This window comes from Porphyrobacter sp. MBR-49 (assembly GCF_053628655.1).
In genome coordinates this window covers 1-16,208 of the sequence record NZ_JBRJGU010000003.1, presented here as the reverse complement: position 1 = coordinate 16,208, position 16,208 = coordinate 1, and the positions used below count along the sequence as shown (strand labels likewise).

The window sequence follows — 16,208 nt, the reverse complement described above, 5'->3', positions numbered from 1 at the left end:
ACCGGATGTCTGCTTGCCCCAAAAGCAAAAAAGGCGGCCCGTTGAGCCGCCTTTTCGCAAAACTCTTATTTCCGCAGGCCCAGTTTCTGGATCAGAGCATTATAGCGCTCCACATCCTTTTTCTTGAGGTAGGCCAGCAGCGTGCGACGCTTGTTGACCATCATCAACAGGCCGCGACGCGAATGGTTGTCTTTGTGGTGGCCCTTGAAGTGTTCGGTGAGGTTGCGGATGCGCTGCGTGAGGATCGCAACCTGAACTTCGGGGCTGCCCGTATCCTTGGGATCGCGGGCGTTGTCAGCAATGATTTCCTGCTTCTTTTCGGCGGTTACCGACATAGTTTTTCATCCTTACTCAGCGACATCGGGAAGGTTAAAACCCCGCACGACCGCGGCCATGCCATCCGTGATTTCCATCAGCGCGACCGGGACAGCGCCCAGTTTCGCCAGATAAAGCCCGGATGATTGGGGCATGTCAGACAATACCCGGCCCTGACGGACCGCCTGCGCGCTTGTCTGATCGAGGTGGAGGGCCGGGATGTCGTCCAGCCCTGCCTCTAACGGCAGGATCAGGTTTTCTAATGCGCGGCGCTTAGCGGATTCCTCCAGCAAGTCCAGCGAAATCGCTTGGGCCTCGGTGAACGGCCCAGCCTTGGTGCGGCGCAGGTAGGTGACATGACCGCAGGTGCCAAGCGCGCTGGCAATGTCGCGCGCGAGGCTGCGGATATAGGTGCCTTTGGACACGTGGGCGGCAAGGGTGATGTCTTGCACAATATCGTCACCGCGACCTTCGCCGGAATGACGGATAGCGAGCGAATGGATCGTCACCGCCCTCGCCTGCAATTCCACCGCCTCGCCCGCCCGTGCGCGGTCATAGGCGCGCTGGCCATCGACCTTCAGCGCGGAATAGGCCGGCGGCACCTGTTCGATCGGCCCGGTAAAGCGCGGCAGTATCGCTTCTATCTCAGCCATCGTCGGACGGTGATCGCTGGTCGCCACCACCTCACCTTCAGTATCAAGCGTTGCGGTTTCAGCCCCAAACTGCACAGTGAATTCGTAGATCTTGCTGGCGTCGAGCATCCGCCCGGCAAGTTTCGTCGCCTCCCCCAGCGCGATCGGCAGCACGCCTTCAGCCAGCGGATCGAGCGTGCCGCCATGCCCCACCTTGGTCTTGGCATAGCCCCCCTGTCGTAGCACGCGCTTGACCGCGCTCACGCCTTGGGTGCTGCCCAGCCCGCGCGGCTTATCAAGGATCAGCCAGCCAGACAGCGGCACAGGTTTAACGCTATCGTTCACCGTGTCCTCTTAATCAGGCCGCGCCCAAAACGCCACGCAATGCGCCCGCGCACAAATCAGGCAATCAGCGCCGCAATCGCATCTGCCAGACCTAGATAAAGGCCCATCATCGCGGCGACCGGCGGCATCAGCACCTGGCTAAGCCAACCCGTTCCGAACACCCAGCTTGCCGCGATCAGGATCAACAACAGCGCCATGCCAATGCCTTGCAACTTTTCCCACCCCGCCTGCAACCGCGCTGGCAACAGCCCGCCGACAATGTGCGATCCATCAAATGGCGGGATCGGCAACAGGTTGAACAGGCCGAGGAAGATGTTGATGAGGATGAAGTAAAATAAGCCGGTAGCAAGCCATTGGGTCTCACCCAGCCGATTGACCAGCAGCGCCGCGCCGCCGTCCACATCGCCGCCCATGCCAACGCCCGAAGGCATCGCCAGCCCCAGCAGCACTGCGCCCACAGCTGCAAGCACGAAATTGCTCCCCGGCCCGGCGGCGGCCACCGCCATCATCCCGAACCGCGGATTGCTAAGCCGCCATTTGTTGACCGGCACCGGCTTGGCCCAGCCAAACACCGGCCCGCCCAGCAGCGCCAGCGCGCCCGGCACCAACAGCGTGCCGACCGGGTCGACATGCCTGATCGGATTGAGCGTCAACCGCCCGCGATCCGACGCGGTGGTATCGCCGAGCAATTTGGCGGCATAGCCATGCGCGACCTCGTGAAACACGATGGCAATGACAAGCGCCGGGATCAGCACCAGCGCAAGGGAGAGGGTTTGGGTCATCGCCGCAGCATGTAGGGTGCAGCCCGGCGAAAGCCAGAGGCGCAGGGCACAATCACCCGGCCAACGCTTGCGAAAAATGTTTGCGGCACAGCGCGACATAGCGATCATTGCCGCCGATTTCGGTCTGCTGGCCCTGCCGCACGGCTTTTCCGCTGGCATCAACCCGCAAGTTCATCGTCGCCTTGCGCCCACAGTGGCATACCGCTTTCAGTTCCACCAGTGCATCCGCAATCCCCAGCAGCACCGCCGAACCGGGGAACAATTCGCCCTGAAAATCGGTGCGCAATCCGTAGCATAGCACCGGCACCCCGGTCTCATCCGCCAGCCGCGCAAGCTGCCAAACCTGTTTGGGGTCAAGGAACTGCGCCTCGTCCACCAGCACGCAATCGAGCGGCGTGGCAGCATGGGCAGCGGCAACCTCTGCCCACAGATCAGTGTCCGGGTGGAACCGCTGCGCCGCGCTTTCCAGCCCGATGCGGCTGCGCACCATCCCGGCTGATCGGCTATCAAGCGCGGCGGTCCACAACATCGTGCGCATCCCGCGTTCACGGTAATTGAAATCCGCCTGCAACAGGTGCGATGATTTGCCCGCGTTCATGCTGGCATAGTAGAAATAGAGTTTGGCCATCGCGCCAACCTAACGATTCGTCGCGCGCACGGCGAGATAGGGCTTGGACCTTTTGCCCGGTTGAGGCGTATAAGCAGCATAATGAGCAAACCAGCCGTCCTTGTTCGGATCATCCTGCTGCCGCTGCTGGCGATATTTGCGATTGCGAATATCGGCGCGCCGCAGCGCTACACGCTTGATGCCAGCGCCAGCAATGTATCGGCCAAGGTTCCGTTCTTCGGGATCGCCAGCAAAACCGCACGCTTTCCCCAAATGCAGGGTGCAGTCACGATTGTTCCCGGCGCGCCCGAACGCGCGGTAATCGACGTGACGTTTGATGCCACCGCGATTGAAGCGCCCGATGACCTGACGTTAAGCCGCCTGCGCGGCGAGAAGTTCTTCTGGGTCGAAAAATACCCGACCGTGCACTTCGTCGGCCGATCGTTGAAGCTGACCAGCCCGACGCGCGGCACCGTGGAAGGCGAGTTGACCGCGCGCGGGGTGACCAAGCCGCAGACGCTTACCGTCACCTTCGATGCCGACCCACTGACGCAGGTAGGCCAGCCGGTCAGCTTCACCGGCACCACCACGATTGACCGGCGGCAATATGGAATGAAATCCTATCAGCTGATCGTCGGCAACAAGGTGGACATCATGCTGAAGGCACGAATGGTGCCGCGTTAGAGGCGGGGATTCACTCTTCTTCGCCCAGATCGCGCGCCACCTTGGGATCGCGCAGCAACGCCTCGATCCGGTCAGCCTCGGCAAAGCTTTCATCCTTGCGAAAGCGCAGTTTGGGCGCGAATTTAAGGCCGAGGCGTTTGGCCACCTCGCGCTGCAGGAACGCGGTGTTCTGGCGCAGCGCGTGCACCACCTCATCCTCGCCCGCACCCAGCATCGGTTTGATGTAAGCGGTGGCGTGGCGCAGATCGGGCGTCATGCGCACTTCGGTGACCGAAATGTTCGCCGCGCTGACCACATCATCATGCACTTCGCCGCGCGCCAGCAGTTCCGACAGGATATGCCGCACCCGCTCGCCCACCTTGAGCACGCGTACCGATTGCTGTTCGGGGGTGAAAGGGGTCTTTGCCATGCCTCAAACCATCCCGGTGGAGGTTGGCGTGGGGCGCGGGGTCGGGATTGCGGTTGAGGTGGCGCGGGCGTGGAGCGTGCCGTCTTCTCCCAGCAATTCACCTTCAAGGAACACCACGCGCCGACCGGCCTTGACCACCCTGCCCTTGCCGATAATCGTCGCGCCTTCGGGTATCAGGCGGATCAGCGACATGGAAATTTCCAGGTTCAGCGGCGCCATCTCGCCATCGGTTGACGCGACATAGGCATAGCCCATCACATCATCCAGATAGCCCGCAACCAAGCCCCCCTGCACGCCGCCGCGCCAGGTGGTCATTTCACGCTTCACGGTGAAACGCATGGTGGCAGTCTGGCTGGCGGAATCCCAGCCCACAAATTGCGAGCCGAGCAGCGCCGTATGCGGCGACTGCCCGGCATCGTCAGGGTAAAAGGCGTCGTCGCTCACAGTCCCACTCCAGCGCCCCATAGGACGTAAAGACCAAACACGAGCATCATCAAGGCAATTGGTGCCAAGACAATCGCTGCGGCAAATCGAGGCCACCTGTTTGGTCTATATGGCATTCAACCTCCTCGTCGAAAGTCATGCATTCGAGGCAAGACTAGAGCGTCCGCTCACGCTCCTCGACCGAGAAGACTTCGAGGTTGTCGCCCGGTTTGATGTCGTTGGTGTCTTCGAGCACTACGCCGCATTCCAGACCGGTGCGGACTTCGTCGACATCGTCCTTGAACCGCCGCAGCGATTGGATCTTGGTCGCCGAAACGATAACATCGGCGCGGGTAAGGCGCGCGAACAGGCCCTTGCGGATCGCGCCTTCCAGAACCAGCAGCCCGGCTGCCTTGTCCTTCTTGCCCGCCGGGAACACCTGCTTGACTTCGGCCCGGCCAACCACGGTTTCGATCCGTTCCGGCCCCAGCTCGCCCGCCATTTCCTTGGCGATGGCATCGGTCAGGTGATAGATGACATCATAATACATCATCCGGACATTATCGCGTTTCAGCAAATCGCGCGCCTTGGCATTGGGACGCACGTTGAAGCCGATGATCGGCGCCTTTGACGCTGCTGCCAGCGTCACATCGCTTTCAGTGATCGCGCCCACGCCGGCATTCAGCACGCGCACCTTGATCTCGTCATTCGACAGGTTGTGGAGCGCGTTGACGATCGCCTCGACGCTGCCTTGCACATCGGCCTTCACCACCACCGGGAATTCGATGACGCTGGAAGACAAGGTGCTGAACATCGTGTCGAAATTGGTCGGGGCCAGCGCGGTGCGCTTTTCGGTCGCGATTTCGAGACGATATTTGGCAACTTCGCGCGCGCGCTGTTCGTTTTCGACCACGGTGAGGTTGTCGCCTGCTGACGGCACACCGCCCAGACCCAGCACCTCAACCGGCATCGAAGGCCCGGCCTCCTTCAACTGATTGCCCTTGTCGTCGACAATCGCGCGCACCTTGCCGCTTTGGGTGCCAACCACGAAGTTGTCGCCGCGCTTCAACGTGCCGCGCGTCACCAGCACAGTCGCCACCGGGCCGCGGCCCTTGTCGAGCTGCGCTTCGATCACGGTTGCTTCGGCATCACGGTCAGGCCGGGCTTTGAGTTCGAGCAATTCAGCCTGCAATCCGATCGCTTCGATCAGCTTATCAAGCCCCGCGCCGGTGGTTGCCGATACTTCAACATCCTGCACTTCGCCCGACATCGCCTCGACCATCACGTTATGCTCAAGCAAGCGCTCCCGCACCTTTTGCGGATTGGCTTCGGGCTTGTCGCACTTGTTGATCGCCACGATCATCGGCACACCCGCTGCCTGCGTATGTTTAATCGCTTCAATCGTCTGCGGCATGATCCCGTCATCCGCCGCGACCACCAGAATCACGATATCGGTGACGTTCGCACCGCGCATACGCATTTCGGAAAAGGCGGCGTGGCCCGGCGTATCAAGGAAGGTAATCTTCTGCTCATCGCCCGAACCCGATTTCGCGGTGATCTGATAGGCACCGATATGCTGTGTGATCCCGCCAGCTTCGCCCTTCACCACATCGGTGCCGCGCAGCGCATCCAGCAGACTGGTCTTGCCGTGATCGACGTGGCCCATGATCGTTACCACCGGCGGACGCGGACGCAGCGTTTCTGCCGGGTCCATTGCCTCGGAATTGTCGATATCGACATCGCTGGCCGATACGCGGGTGATATTGTGGCCGAATTCCTCGACCAGCAGTTCGGCAGTGTCCTGATCGATGGTCTGGTTGACCGTGACCATCATGCCCATGTTGAACAGCGCCTTCACCAGATCCGCGCCCTTTTCGGCCATACGGTTGGCCAGTTCGCCGACGGTGATCGCTTCAGGCACGACCACGTCGCGCACCTGCTTTTCACGCGGCTTGGACGGGCCACCCTGCCCGCGGCGTTCCTTTTCGCGCGCACGCTTGAGCGCGGCGAGGCTGCGGGCGCGGCGGCCTTCGTCTTCGTTGAGTGCGCGGGTGACGGTCAGCTTGCCTGAACGGCGCTTGTCTTTGTCAGCATCGATTGGCGCGGCGCGTTTGTCTTCCTTCTTCTTCTTGACCTCGGGCCGCTTGGGCTCGGGCCGTTCGATCGGGGTGAAGCGGCGCGGGCTGGGCGCAGCGTCCGCCTTTGTGGCAGGGGTTGCAGACTCTGCCTCAACCGGAGCTACCGGCGCGGCATCACTAGGTTCAGACTCAACCGCTGGCGCCGCGTTTGCAGCTTCACCGCGCTGCTTTTCGGCTTCTTCTTCAGCGCGGCGATTGTCCTCAACCCGGCGGCGTTCTTCGTCATCGCGCTCGCGCGCTTCGATTTCTTCACGCTTGCGCGCTTCCTGGGCGCGTTGCAGCCGCTCTTCCTCGGCTTCAAGCTGGAGGCGTTTGACACGCTCTTGCGGGGTTTCGCCAGCAGGCGCGGCGCGCGCCGGGCGCGGCTTCGGGGTTGGCGCCGGAGCGGGCGTTTCGGCGACCGGAGGCGGCGCGGGCGGCGGAGGCGCAGCGGGCTCGCTACCGGGTTTGCCGATCGCGCGGCGACGCTTCACCTCGACCACCACCTTGTTGGTGCGGCCATGGCTGAAGGTCTGCTTGACCTCGCCCGCGTCAACCGACCGTTTGAGGCCGAGGGGCTTGCGGGTGCGCTGGTTGTCGTCGTCGCTCATTGTAACTCTTTAATCCTTCACGTATTCATCAATTGTCGCCAGCCCCGATATGGGCTGGTCGCCGTGGCCGGATGCGTCCCGACCGATATCATTCGTTATGTGCGCGCCGCGCTCACCAAGGTAGTTCGTCAGCCGAGTGACCGGATCGAGCACCCGCTTCGCCGCGCGTGTATCGCCGGGATGCCCGGCAACGCCCAAGTGGACGACATTGTCGCGGCCCAATGCCACAGACAGCGCGGTGCGGTCCAGTGGCAAGACCTGGCCCCGTTCGCCCGAGCCTTCAACCTCACGCCCGACGCGCCAGGCCTGATCCAGCTTGCGCCGCCCGTCTTCACTGCTGTCGCTGGCGTGGAGCAAGGCGGCAAGCCTGCCTGATCGCGCCTGTTCTTCGATCCGCGCCGATCCCAGCACAATCTTGCCAGAACGCAGTTCAAGCCCCAGCCGGTCGCACAAATGGCGCGCCAGCGCGGCTTCCGCGCGGTCAGCCAGGTCATCGGGGATAGTCAGAGCTGCACCTTTGAACGCGCGCAGCAGTGCTTTCTTCAGCGCGCCATCGGCCAGCGCAGTTTCCAGCAGCGCGCGGTCCGGCGTGATCCAAGCCCCGCGCCCCGGGGCCTTGCCGGCCACATCGGGCAGCACCAGCCCGTCGGGCGAAATCGCCAGACGCAGCAGATCATCCCGCGCCGAGCATTCCCCGGAAAGGATACAGCGCCGCTCGCTCCCCGGGTCATTGGCGACCGCAGCGGGGAGTTCCGGCTCAACGATGTCGGACGTCAGGCGCTCATTGGGTGGAGTCCGCATGGGCGGCCTCCTGAGTGTCGGGGTTGGAGACGGAGTCTTCGTCTTCAAACCAGTGTGCGCGGGCTGCCATGATGATTTCGTTGCCCTGTTCTTCGCTCAGGCCATATTCGCCCAGCACGCCGCCCTTGTCTTGTTCACGCTGCGGGCGCCGCATTGGCGGGCCGGCGGCATCATTATTGCGGCGACGCGGGGCTTCGCGCTTCTTGGCGATCAATTCGTCAGTGGCAAGATCGGCCAGATCATCCAGCGTCTTGATCCCCGCCTTGCCGAGCGTGACCAGCATCGCTTCGTTCAGGTGCGGCATTTCCGCCAGCGCGTCTTCAACGCCCAGTTCGCGGCGCACCTCACGGTGGGCTGCTTCCTGACGTTCGAGCGCTTCGAGCGCGCGGCTTTGCAATTCTTCGGCGAGTTCTTCGTCGAACCCTTCGATGGTCGCGAGTTCAGCCAGGTCGACATAAGCGACTTCGACCAGTTCGGCGAAGCCTTCGGCCACCAGCAGCTGCGACAGGGTTTCGTCGACGTCGAGCTCTTCCTCGAACATCTTCGAACGCTCGGCAAATTCCTTCGACCGCTTTTCCGAGGCTTCTTCCTCGGTCATGATGTCGATCTGGTGGCCGGTCAGCTGGCTCGCCAGCCGCACGTTCTGGCCGCGTCGGCCAATTGCCAGGCTGAGCTGATCGTCGGGCACCACGACTTCGATGCGGCCATCATCTTCGTCGAGCACGACGCGGCTGACAGTGGCGGGCTGCAACGCGTTGACCACGAAGGTCGCGGTGTCTTCCGACCACGGGATGATGTCGATCTTTTCGCCCTGCAATTCCTGCACCACCGCCTGCACGCGGCTGCCCTTCATGCCGACGCAGGCGCCGACCGGGTCAATGCTGGAATCGTGGCTGATCACGCCAATCTTGGCGCGGCTGCCCGGATCGCGGGCGGCGGCCTTGATTTCGATGATGCCGTCGTAGATTTCGGGCACTTCCTGCGCGAACAGCTTGCGCATGAAATCGGGGTGCGCGCGGCTGAGGAAAATCTGCGGGCCGCGATTATTGCGTTCGACCTTGGTGATCAGCGCGCGCACGCGCTCACCCGTGCGGGCGGCTTCGCGCGGGATCTGCTGATCGCGGCGGATCACGCCTTCGGCGCGGCCAAGGTTGACGATCACATGGCCGAATTCGACCGACTTGATCACCCCGGTGATGACTTCGCCCTGACGATCCTTGAATTCTTCGAACTGGCGCTCACGCTCAGCATCGCGAACCTTCTGGAAGATCACCTGCTTGGCAGATTGCGCGTCGATGCGGCCAAGATCGACCGGCGGCAGCGGATCGACGATAAAATCGCCAACGGTCGCACCCGGTTGCAGCTTTTCAGCCTGCTTCAGATCGACCTGCTTGAAGTAGTCTTCAACCTCTTCGACCACCTCGACCACGCGCCACAGCGTCAGATCGCCGGTCAGCGGATCAAGCTTGGCCCGGATGTCGTTTTCCGCACCGTAGCGGTTACGCGCGGATTTCTGGATCGCTTCTTCCATCGCCTCGATAACGATGGATTTGTCGATCATCTTTTCCGTGGCGACCGCATTGGCAATCGCAAGGAGTTCGGCCTTATTGGCGGAAATGGCACTGGCCATCAGTCGTCTGCCTTTTCTTCTACGTTGTCTTCGATAAGTTCGTCGGCCCCGCTGGTATCCAGCGGGCGGGTAGCGGCGATCAGCGCGTCGGTCAGGACGAGCTTGGCCGTGTGAATCTGCGTCAGCGGCAGGCGAACATCGCCTGCCTTGACTTCGGTAATATGCACCATACCATCTTCAAGGCCATGCAGCACGCCCTTGTTGACGCGCTGGCCGTCAAAGCCCTTGTCCATCACGATCCGCACGTCGTGACCTGCCCAATTCGCGAAATCCTTTTCGCGGGTCAGCGGGCGGTCGATGCCGGGCGAACTGACTTCGAGGTGGTATGCCCCCTCGATCAGCACGTCGCCCGCTTCTTCGGCGGCGTCGATCACGTCGGATACCCGGCGCGACAGGGCCGCGCATTGATCGATCACCAGCTGTCCGGTAGCCGGGTCTTCGGCCATGATCTGCAGCGCCATGCCGCCATCACCCGCTTCAGAAGCGATCATCGCCACGCGCACCAGTTCAAACCCGAGCGCCTGCGCCTCGGGTTCGATCAACTGGATAAGGCGCGCGATATCGGCCATTCTTGCTCCATCAGGGCCGCCATGCAGAAATGCGGGTTTGTGCCGGCCCCAAGCGGCGCCAGCATCCAAACCTTGTTACCACAATGCCGGGATTAGCGGCCCATTAGGCGCGCGCGCCCGGTTTGGCAAGCGCGAAGGCAGCGGGCCGTGTCGCAACTGTCAGTTGCAGCCAGTGACCCAGCGGCGAACCTGATCGCGCAAGTCCTCACGCTTGCGCCGTTCGAAGGAGGCTGCGTAATGCCGCATCGCCACGACCGCATCATGCGCAATCGGCAGGTCGAACGCCAAACCATTGGTGCCGCCATCAATGCCAGCAGTGCGCCGGATCGCGGTGACGAACATCTCCATGCCTTCGATCCGGAGATAGCCGCTTGCGCCTTCATTGAGAGGACGCGCCAACCCGATTCGCGCCCCTGTTCGTGATAGGTCGAGCAGCACGCACATCTGTGTTTCGCAGGTCGTAATCAACCGCGCTGGTATCGATAGCCGCAATCGCGATGCGCCGCGCCGCCCGACGTTTTCCAGCGGGCCGCGATCAGGCGTGGCAAGTTTCGGCAACATAGTGCTGCAGGATAACAGCAGCATGGTAAGCGCGGTGCGACCATGCACCTACGGGTTTTTACTGAGACATCAGACGGCGATCATAAGGTCAGGAGCTAATAGCCCCAGCCACCATCCTTGTGGCTGTCGCGCGAGTTATCGGGCTGCCGATCGCGCTGGGATGCCGCGCTTGGCGGCCGGTAGCCCCAGCCATCCTTGGCCATTTCTGCAGCGCGGCGTTCCTCCTGAGCGGCGATAATCGCCTTTTCGCCGATCCGCTCGGCCCGTTCGCCTACTGAATCGACTGCCTTGGGCACGAAATAGGACGCGCCTATGGTGAACATCAGGCCCGTGACAATAAAGCCAAGCGCAATGATCCCGAAAATGAACCGGACAGTGCTGGTGAGGTTTTCAACAATATCGAGAAGTGCGCGCATCGTCCCGCTCCCAAACGAACATGAGGTTGCGATTAATCCCTGATTAGGCGCCCTCCTCCTGCCCCTCCATCAGCCCGTGCTTGCGGATCGCATGGCGCAGTTGGTCATAGGTCAGGTTAAGCGCCCGCGCGGTCTGGCGCTGGTTCCAGCGATGCTTGCCCAGCGCATGTTGCAGGATGGTGCGTTCGTGCGCGTCAACCGCTGCGCGCAGGTCGTCGATTGCGTCGACCTCGGTTGCAGCAGACACAATATGGGCAGCGGCACCGGTGGCAGGTGGCGCGGTTGGCGCGCGGCGATGCTGCGGCGGTTGCGGCCGCCACGGGCTGTCGAACGGATCGAATTGCACGTGCGCAATCGGCGCTTCTGCATCGGCCCAGCGATAGACCGCGCGTTCAACCACGTTGCGCAATTCGCGGACATTGCCGGGCCACTGGTGATCTTCCAGCGCATCCATCACGTGATCTGCAAATCCCGGCCAGCGATCCCATTCCAGCTCTGCCGCCATGCGCCGCCCGAAATATTCCGCCAGCACGCCGATATCACCCTCACGCACCCGCAAGGGCGGCAAGGTGATGACCTCAAAGCTCAGCCGGTCGAGCAGGTCGGCGCGAAACTCGCCCGCCGCTGCCAGCGCGGGCAGATCATCATTGGTCGCCGCGACAATTCGCACATCGACCCGGATCGGGCGGGAGGCACCGATGCGGGTGATCTCGCCATACTCGACCGCGCGCAGCAACCGCTCCTGCGCGCCCATCGACAGCGTGCCGAGTTCATCAAGGAACAGCGTGCCGCGGTCGGCTTCCTCAAACCGGCCCGCGCGCGATTTGGTTGCGCCGGTAAACGCTCCGGCTTCGTGCCCGAACAATTCGGCTTCGATCAGGGTTTCGGGCAAGGCCGCGCAGTTCATGGTGACGAGCGGCTCGTCCCAGCGGCTCGACAGGCGGTGCAAGCGTTCGGCGATCAGTTCCTTGCCGGTGCCACGCTCACCGATCACCAGCACTGGGCGGTTCATCGATGCCGCGCGGCTGGCTCGTTCGACCGCATCCAGAAAAGCCCCCGACTGGCCGATGAATTGGGTTTCGTGCTGCATATCCAAACTTATAGTGAAATTTCCCAATGCTTGGCAATAGACCCCAATGGGCGTGGCTGATTTTCAGCAAAAAACCGTGATAATCCGCCATTTTTGCGATTTGGCACGGGGGTTGCAAAATACTCGGCAAGACCACGGATACCACCTGAGAGGCTCATCATGATCAACTCCAAACCCGCCACTAACACCTTCTGGAGCAGCAAGCTCGGGCACGCCGCGATGGCCAGCATTGCCGCCATGGTGATGATGATCGCGCTGTCTTCGCAGATCCAGCCGGGTGCGGTCAGCGCCGCCCCGATCGTTCACCCCGCGTCCGAAGTCGGCGCGATGATCGAGATCGCCTGATATGGGTAATCCCAGAAACCCGCGTGACCAACACGATCCCCTCGGGCCGGAGCGAAATGTCCCCCCCGCAAATGCTGCCGGTGACGCAAGCCCCGCAGGCGTCGACCAGAGCAGCGACGCTCCGGCCCAACCTTCCCGCTTGCTGAGCGCAGGGCGGCTGTCGCGGCTTGATGAGGAAATCGAAGCCTTGCGCCGCAACCCTTCCGCGAAGCAAACGCGCGGGCGCACCGGTGAACCGGAGCAAGACCGAGTCGCTCCCCGCGACCAGATCAATTCGTTTCTTGATGGAGTAGCCTTCATGGGCATTTTCAGCCGCACCCGCGACATTATTGCCGCCAATTTCAACGATATGCTCGACAAGGCCGATGATCCGACCAAGATGATCCGCATGATCATCCTCGAAATGGAGGAAACCCTGGTCGAAGTCCGCGCCAGCGCGGCGCGCACGATTGCCGATCAGAAAGAAATGCACCGCCACACGGTCAAGCTTGACCGCCTTCAGGCCGACTGGGGGGAAAAGGCGCAGCTCGCCCTGTCCAAGGATCGCGAAGACCTCGCCCGTGCGGCGCTGGTGGAAAAGAAGAAGGCCGGTGACATGGCCGATCAGCTCAAGACCGAAATCGCGGTTCTTGATGATGCGCTGCGCGCTTACGAAGACGATATCGCCAAGCTGCAGCACCGCCTGCGCGAAGCCCGCAGCCGCCAGACTGCGATCGCCGCGCGGCTCGAAAGCGCGGAAAACCGCGTCAAGCTGCGCACGCTGATGAGCACCGAACGCACCGACGAGGCGCTCGCCCGCTTCGACCAGCTCGAACGCCGGGTCGATTACGCCGAAGGCCGCGCCGACGCTTTGCAGATCGCCGAAGGCAAGCCCCCGACGCTCGCCGATGAAATTGCGGCGCTCGCCGGATCGGACGCGATTGATGATGAATTGGAAGCGATGAAAAAAGCGCTCGGCAAAGCCGACGACAGCAAGGGGGAATAGACCATGGAAGACGGACTTATCGCGGTGATGATCGTCGCCACGCTTTTCATCGGCCTGCCATGGGTCATCCTTCATTACATGACCAAGTGGAAAACCGCCGCCACCATCACCACCGATGACGAAGTGCTGCTGGAGGAACTCTACAACCTCGCCAAGCGGCTGGATGAGCGGATGGACACGGTGGAACGGCTGGTCGCCAGTGACGACCCCGCCTTCACCCCCGCCCGCCGCCTGATTTCCGATCAGGAAAAGGACAACCAGCAACTGCGCGAACTCGACGCGCTGATGGCCGAAAAGAAAGGAACCCGCGCATGAACACCCCCCACACCACGCTTTACCGCGACAAGCATAACGGCAAGCTGATGGGCGTTTGCGCCGGGATTGCCGATTACACCGGGGTCAACGTGTTCTGGGTCAGGCTGGCTGCCGTTGCTTCGCTCTTCATCACTAGCGGCTCATCGATCATCGGCTATCTGATCGCCGGGTTCCTGCTCAACAAAAAACCGCCCTATCTTTACCGCGATGAAAGCGAGCAGAAATACTGGCAGGGCGTGCGCCAGAATCCCAAGCGCACCGCGCGCGAAATCCGCGCCAATTTCCGCGATATCGACCGGCGGCTGGCGGCGGTGGAACACCACTATGTCAGCAGCAACCCGCGCCTGACCGCCGAAATCGAGCGGCTGCGCTGAACTTTTGACCTGAGGGGGTTTGAATAATGGAAGGCATACTCGCACTGCTGCTACCCGTCATCGTCCTGTCGATTCCCCTTGTGGCAATCTGGACCAAGCATCAGCAGAAGATGACCGAAATGCAGATCGGCTCCACTGCCGAACAGACCGCTGAAAAGGCCGCGCAATATGCGACCCACATCCAGCGGTTGGAAGACCGGGTGCAGGTGCTAGAACGCATCGTCACCGATCGCGGTTACGACATCGCCACCCAGATCGAAGCGTTGCGCGACCAGCGCCGGGTGGACGAGGAAGGCGCGGGCGTGCCGCTCGGCCTTGGCAGCAAGGAGCGCGTGTGATGGAGCCTGCCGACTTTCTCCCCTATCTCGGCTGGATCATCGGCGGGGCGTTTGTGCTGGGCGTGGCGGGAATCCTCACCTCGTTCCAGACCACCCGGATGAAGATCAAGAATGGCTACCCGCTCGAAGGGATGTGGGGCCAGTCATTGAAGCCCGGATCGGATGCCCAGAACGCCCAGCGCGTCACCCTGCTGACCCAGGAAAACGCCGAACTGCGCGCTGAACTCGGCAGCCTCAAGGATCGCATGGCCAATGTCGAACGAATCGTGACCGATGGCGGCTATCACCTCGGCGCGGAAATCGATGCGCTCAGGGATCGGGCCTTGTCGAACCTCAAGGACAAAGGTGAAGCGTGATGAGCGGTTGGGCCATCGTTGCCGTCATCGCGATCATCGTTTGGGGCGTGGTGCAATATGCCAAGGCCCGCGCGGGGATCATTTCCGATGAATATGGCAAGGAAACCCTCGCCCCGCGCGATGATGGCCGCAGCGCTGCCGAGCTTGAACAGGCACGCCGCGAAGTCGAAGAACTGCGCGAACGGGTGAAGGTGCTCGAACGCATCGCCACCGATGGCAACACCGGCGAGGCGCGCGAACGCGACCGCATCGCCGCCGAAATCGAAGCACTGCGGGCACTGCCTGCGACAGACAAGCCAAGCAAGGAGGAACGCAGCGAATGATTACGCCCCTTCTCGACCCGACGCTGATCACCGCCACATCCGGCCTGATCGCGATCATCGTCATCGCCGCCGCCCTGCTGCGCGCATGGAACGGCTGGCTGGAATTGAAACGGCAGGAGCTGGAGCGCAGCGGCCACCGCCCTGCCTCCGACGAAGGTTCGACCATCGGCACCGCGCGGATCGAACTGGCTGACCTCAAGGAACGCATCCGCAAACTGGAAGCCATCGCCAGCGGGGTGGAACTGTGAGCGGCGGGGCCAATACCGCCGCGCAGGCGGGGATCGGGCTTGGCAGCGCGATTGCGGTGGCGATCAGCTGGAGCCTCAACAAGTCGATCATCTGGGCCATCGTCCACGGGTTTTTCGGCTGGTTCTATGTCATCTACCACGCCTTCACCCGCCCCGGCGGGCTGAGCGGGTGAGGCTGATTGCGTCATTGCGAGCGTAGCGAAGCAATCCAGCGCGGCGCGCGCTACGCTCTGGATTGCCGCGTCGCCTTTGGCTCCTCGCAATGACGAAGGGGGGTTGGGACGAAGGGGGGTTGGGACGAAGGGGGGGTGGGACGAAGGGGGTTGGGTTTTCGCAAAAGGCAAACTAACTGCACTCCATGCGCACCCTTTCCGACATTCTCGAAGAGTATGAATTCCTCGAAGGCGATGACCGTTACGGGTTGCTGATCGAGCTGGGCCGGACGCTGGAACCGATGCCCGATGCGCTGAAAACCGATGCGACTTTGGTGCGCGGGTGTTCAGCCGCAGTGTGGGTCTATCCCGCCTCGCAACAGGAGCAGAAACTCCACTTCCTCGCCGACAGCAATGCCGCGATCACCAAGGGCATCGTCGCGCTGGTGATCGCCGCCGTGCAGGACAAGCCCGCCGCCGAAGTCGCGCAAATGGACGTGATGGGCGCGCTGGCCCCGTTTGACCTCAAAAACCAGCTATCGAGCAACCGCACCCAGGGCGTGCCCAATATGATCGCACTTGTGAAAGGACACGCCGCGCGGTTGGCGGCGGGCTGACCGCCAAACACTCAACAGCCAGCAATGTTTCACGTGAAACATCCGCCCAAAAGCAGACTAACAAGAGTCTAGTGGATTGACTCCAACGTTTGGAACCCCCGGTTACGTGCGGCGATGATTTCGTCGGGGTCCGCCTTCCAGACGAAGGGCTTTGGATGGCTGG

Annotated in this window: 25 protein-coding genes; 11 read left to right on the top strand and 14 right to left on the bottom strand. The window is 62.1% G+C overall.

Annotation, left to right across the window (positions count from 1 at the left end; translation table 11 throughout):
• Positions 1-65: 65 nt before the first annotated feature.
• Genes rpsO through ACSSV3_RS04595 form a run of 4 tightly spaced genes read right to left on the bottom strand, consistent with a single transcriptional unit; the run spans position 66 to position 2,702 of the window.
• Positions 66-335: a 30S ribosomal protein S15 gene (gene rpsO, locus ACSSV3_RS04610; RefSeq protein ID WP_354322510.1), complete on the bottom strand. Its 270-nt coding sequence runs from the start codon at positions 333-335 to the stop codon at positions 66-68.
• A gap of 12 nt (positions 336-347) precedes the next feature.
• Positions 348-1,292: a tRNA pseudouridine(55) synthase TruB gene (gene truB, locus ACSSV3_RS04605; RefSeq protein ID WP_454184755.1), complete on the bottom strand. Its 945-nt coding sequence runs from the start codon at positions 1,290-1,292 to the stop codon at positions 348-350.
• 56 nt (positions 1,293-1,348) lie between these two features.
• On the bottom strand, positions 1,349-2,074 hold the full coding sequence (locus ACSSV3_RS04600; protein WP_354322508.1) for a site-2 protease family protein: 726 nt from the start codon (positions 2,072-2,074) through the stop codon (positions 1,349-1,351).
• A 52-nt stretch (positions 2,075-2,126) separates the two neighbouring features.
• The gene (locus ACSSV3_RS04595; protein ID WP_354322506.1) at positions 2,127-2,702 is read right to left on the bottom strand and encodes a thymidine kinase; all 576 of its coding nucleotides are present in this window, start codon (positions 2,700-2,702) and stop codon (positions 2,127-2,129) included.
• A gap of 81 nt (positions 2,703-2,783) precedes the next feature.
• Here ACSSV3_RS04595 and ACSSV3_RS04590 point away from each other — a divergent pair, with 81 nt between their 5' ends.
• Entirely contained in the window at positions 2,784-3,365 is a 582-nt protein-coding gene (locus ACSSV3_RS04590; RefSeq protein WP_354322505.1) for a YceI family protein, read from the top strand.
• Positions 3,366-3,375: 10 nt separating this feature from the next.
• Here ACSSV3_RS04590 and rbfA read toward each other — a convergent pair whose 3' ends face one another.
• The 10 genes from rbfA to ACSSV3_RS04540 all read right to left on the bottom strand — a co-directional run bounded on the left by rbfA (position 3,376) and on the right by ACSSV3_RS04540 (position 12,153).
• Positions 3,376-3,774, bottom strand: coding sequence for a 30S ribosome-binding factor RbfA (gene rbfA, locus ACSSV3_RS04585; RefSeq protein ID WP_354322503.1), 399 nt, complete (start codon positions 3,772-3,774; stop codon positions 3,376-3,378).
• Between the two features lie 3 nt (positions 3,775-3,777).
• Positions 3,778-4,218: a PaaI family thioesterase gene (locus ACSSV3_RS04580; protein WP_354322501.1), complete on the bottom strand. Its 441-nt coding sequence runs from the start codon at positions 4,216-4,218 to the stop codon at positions 3,778-3,780.
• A gap of 154 nt (positions 4,219-4,372) precedes the next feature.
• Complete coding sequence (gene infB / locus ACSSV3_RS04575) at positions 4,373-6,925, bottom strand: translation initiation factor IF-2 (RefSeq protein WP_354322499.1); 2,553 nt, start codon at positions 6,923-6,925, stop codon at positions 4,373-4,375.
• Positions 6,926-6,934: 9 nt separating this feature from the next.
• Positions 6,935-7,726 carry a DUF448 domain-containing protein gene (locus tag ACSSV3_RS04570; RefSeq protein WP_354322497.1) on the bottom strand — a complete coding sequence of 264 codons (792 nt, stop codon included), beginning with the start codon at positions 7,724-7,726 and terminating at the stop codon, positions 6,935-6,937.
• Positions 7,707-9,356: a transcription termination factor NusA gene (nusA, locus tag ACSSV3_RS04565; RefSeq protein ID WP_354322495.1), complete on the bottom strand. Its 1,650-nt coding sequence runs from the start codon at positions 9,354-9,356 to the stop codon at positions 7,707-7,709. Before nusA ends, ACSSV3_RS04570 begins: the two co-directional genes overlap by 20 nt.
• Positions 9,356-9,925, bottom strand: coding sequence for a ribosome maturation protein RimP (gene rimP, locus ACSSV3_RS04560; protein ID WP_354322494.1), 570 nt, complete (start codon positions 9,923-9,925; stop codon positions 9,356-9,358). The genes nusA and rimP overlap by 1 nt, the downstream gene beginning before the upstream one ends.
• Before the next feature lie 159 nt (positions 9,926-10,084).
• Complete coding sequence (locus ACSSV3_RS04555) at positions 10,085-10,486, bottom strand: PilZ domain-containing protein (protein WP_354322493.1); 402 nt, start codon at positions 10,484-10,486, stop codon at positions 10,085-10,087.
• A 95-nt stretch (positions 10,487-10,581) separates the two neighbouring features.
• Positions 10,582-10,902, bottom strand: coding sequence for a hypothetical protein (locus tag ACSSV3_RS04550; RefSeq protein ID WP_354322491.1), 321 nt, complete (start codon positions 10,900-10,902; stop codon positions 10,582-10,584).
• 43 nt (positions 10,903-10,945) lie between these two features.
• On the bottom strand, positions 10,946-11,992 hold the full coding sequence (gene pspF, locus ACSSV3_RS04545) for a phage shock protein operon transcriptional activator (protein ID WP_354322489.1): 1,047 nt from the start codon (positions 11,990-11,992) through the stop codon (positions 10,946-10,948).
• Positions 11,993-12,000: 8 nt separating this feature from the next.
• Positions 12,001-12,153, bottom strand: a complete 153-nt coding sequence (locus ACSSV3_RS04540; RefSeq protein ID WP_354322487.1) for a hypothetical protein — start codon at positions 12,151-12,153, stop codon at positions 12,001-12,003.
• Between ACSSV3_RS04540 and ACSSV3_RS04535 the strand changes: the two genes are divergently transcribed.
• From ACSSV3_RS04535 to ACSSV3_RS04490, 10 genes are all read left to right on the top strand, one after another.
• A complete protein-coding gene (locus tag ACSSV3_RS04535; RefSeq protein ID WP_354322485.1) occupies positions 12,152-12,337 on the top strand; it encodes a hypothetical protein in 186 nt (61 codons plus the stop codon). The genes ACSSV3_RS04540 and ACSSV3_RS04535 overlap by 2 nt on opposite strands.
• Before the next feature lie 139 nt (positions 12,338-12,476).
• Positions 12,477-13,322 (top strand): phage shock protein PspA, encoded by an 846-nt coding sequence (gene pspA, locus ACSSV3_RS04530; protein ID WP_454184754.1) that lies wholly within the window; start codon positions 12,477-12,479, stop codon positions 13,320-13,322.
• A gap of 3 nt (positions 13,323-13,325) precedes the next feature.
• Entirely contained in the window at positions 13,326-13,637 is a 312-nt protein-coding gene (pspB, locus tag ACSSV3_RS04525; protein ID WP_354322483.1) for an envelope stress response membrane protein PspB, read from the top strand.
• A complete protein-coding gene (gene pspC / locus ACSSV3_RS04520) occupies positions 13,634-14,011 on the top strand; it encodes an envelope stress response membrane protein PspC (RefSeq protein ID WP_354322481.1) in 378 nt (125 codons plus the stop codon). Before pspB ends, pspC begins: the two co-directional genes overlap by 4 nt.
• A gap of 26 nt (positions 14,012-14,037) precedes the next feature.
• Positions 14,038-14,349, top strand: coding sequence for a hypothetical protein (locus ACSSV3_RS04515; protein WP_354322479.1), 312 nt, complete (start codon positions 14,038-14,040; stop codon positions 14,347-14,349).
• Positions 14,349-14,705 (top strand): hypothetical protein, encoded by a 357-nt coding sequence (locus ACSSV3_RS04510; RefSeq protein WP_354322477.1) that lies wholly within the window; start codon positions 14,349-14,351, stop codon positions 14,703-14,705. Before ACSSV3_RS04515 ends, ACSSV3_RS04510 begins: the two co-directional genes overlap by 1 nt.
• On the top strand, positions 14,705-15,028 hold the full coding sequence (locus ACSSV3_RS04505) for a hypothetical protein (RefSeq protein WP_354322475.1): 324 nt from the start codon (positions 14,705-14,707) through the stop codon (positions 15,026-15,028). The genes ACSSV3_RS04510 and ACSSV3_RS04505 overlap by 1 nt, the downstream gene beginning before the upstream one ends.
• Positions 15,025-15,276 carry a hypothetical protein gene (locus ACSSV3_RS04500; RefSeq protein WP_354322474.1) on the top strand — a complete coding sequence of 84 codons (252 nt, stop codon included), beginning with the start codon at positions 15,025-15,027 and terminating at the stop codon, positions 15,274-15,276. Before ACSSV3_RS04505 ends, ACSSV3_RS04500 begins: the two co-directional genes overlap by 4 nt.
• Positions 15,273-15,449: a hypothetical protein gene (locus ACSSV3_RS04495; protein WP_354322473.1), complete on the top strand. Its 177-nt coding sequence runs from the start codon at positions 15,273-15,275 to the stop codon at positions 15,447-15,449. The genes ACSSV3_RS04500 and ACSSV3_RS04495 overlap by 4 nt, the downstream gene beginning before the upstream one ends.
• Positions 15,450-15,634: 185 nt before the next feature.
• Positions 15,635-16,045, top strand: coding sequence for a SufE family protein (locus tag ACSSV3_RS04490; RefSeq protein ID WP_354322472.1), 411 nt, complete (start codon positions 15,635-15,637; stop codon positions 16,043-16,045).
• The last annotated feature ends 163 nt before the right edge of the window (positions 16,046-16,208 follow it).

What these genes read in the sequence shown, in the direction of transcription:
- rpsO (WP_354322510.1), bottom strand. Translation starts at nt 335, where the DNA reads ATGTCGGTAACCGCCGAAAAGAAGCAGGAAATCATTGCTGACAACGCC.
- ACSSV3_RS04600 (WP_354322508.1), bottom strand. Translation starts at nt 2,074, where the DNA reads ATGACCCAAACCCTCTCCCTTGCGCTGGTGCTGATCCCGGCGCTTGTC.
- ACSSV3_RS04595 (WP_354322506.1), bottom strand. Translation starts at nt 2,702, where the DNA reads ATGGCCAAACTCTATTTCTACTATGCCAGCATGAACGCGGGCAAATCA.
- ACSSV3_RS04590 (WP_354322505.1), top strand. Translation starts at nt 2,784, where the DNA reads ATGAGCAAACCAGCCGTCCTTGTTCGGATCATCCTGCTGCCGCTGCTG.
- rbfA (WP_354322503.1), bottom strand. Translation starts at nt 3,774, where the DNA reads ATGGCAAAGACCCCTTTCACCCCCGAACAGCAATCGGTACGCGTGCTC.
- infB (WP_354322499.1), bottom strand. Translation starts at nt 6,925, where the DNA reads ATGAGCGACGACGACAACCAGCGCACCCGCAAGCCCCTCGGCCTCAAA.
- ACSSV3_RS04570 (WP_354322497.1), bottom strand. Translation starts at nt 7,726, where the DNA reads ATGCGGACTCCACCCAATGAGCGCCTGACGTCCGACATCGTTGAGCCG.
- nusA (WP_354322495.1), bottom strand. Translation starts at nt 9,356, where the DNA reads ATGGCCAGTGCCATTTCCGCCAATAAGGCCGAACTCCTTGCGATTGCC.
- rimP (WP_354322494.1), bottom strand. Translation starts at nt 9,925, where the DNA reads ATGGCCGATATCGCGCGCCTTATCCAGTTGATCGAACCCGAGGCGCAG.
- ACSSV3_RS04555 (WP_354322493.1), bottom strand. Translation starts at nt 10,486, where the DNA reads ATGTTGCCGAAACTTGCCACGCCTGATCGCGGCCCGCTGGAAAACGTC.
- ACSSV3_RS04550 (WP_354322491.1), bottom strand. Translation starts at nt 10,902, where the DNA reads ATGCGCGCACTTCTCGATATTGTTGAAAACCTCACCAGCACTGTCCGG.
- pspF (WP_354322489.1), bottom strand. Translation starts at nt 11,992, where the DNA reads ATGCAGCACGAAACCCAATTCATCGGCCAGTCGGGGGCTTTTCTGGAT.
- ACSSV3_RS04535 (WP_354322485.1), top strand. Translation starts at nt 12,152, where the DNA reads ATGATCAACTCCAAACCCGCCACTAACACCTTCTGGAGCAGCAAGCTC.
- ACSSV3_RS04540 (WP_354322487.1), bottom strand. Translation starts at nt 12,153, where the DNA reads ATGATGAGCCTCTCAGGTGGTATCCGTGGTCTTGCCGAGTATTTTGCA.
- pspB (WP_354322483.1), top strand. Translation starts at nt 13,326, where the DNA reads ATGGAAGACGGACTTATCGCGGTGATGATCGTCGCCACGCTTTTCATC.
- pspC (WP_354322481.1), top strand. Translation starts at nt 13,634, where the DNA reads ATGAACACCCCCCACACCACGCTTTACCGCGACAAGCATAACGGCAAG.
- ACSSV3_RS04515 (WP_354322479.1), top strand. Translation starts at nt 14,038, where the DNA reads ATGGAAGGCATACTCGCACTGCTGCTACCCGTCATCGTCCTGTCGATT.
- ACSSV3_RS04510 (WP_354322477.1), top strand. Translation starts at nt 14,349, where the DNA reads ATGGAGCCTGCCGACTTTCTCCCCTATCTCGGCTGGATCATCGGCGGG.
- ACSSV3_RS04505 (WP_354322475.1), top strand. Translation starts at nt 14,705, where the DNA reads ATGAGCGGTTGGGCCATCGTTGCCGTCATCGCGATCATCGTTTGGGGC.
- ACSSV3_RS04500 (WP_354322474.1), top strand. Translation starts at nt 15,025, where the DNA reads ATGATTACGCCCCTTCTCGACCCGACGCTGATCACCGCCACATCCGGC.
- ACSSV3_RS04490 (WP_354322472.1), top strand. Translation starts at nt 15,635, where the DNA reads ATGCGCACCCTTTCCGACATTCTCGAAGAGTATGAATTCCTCGAAGGC.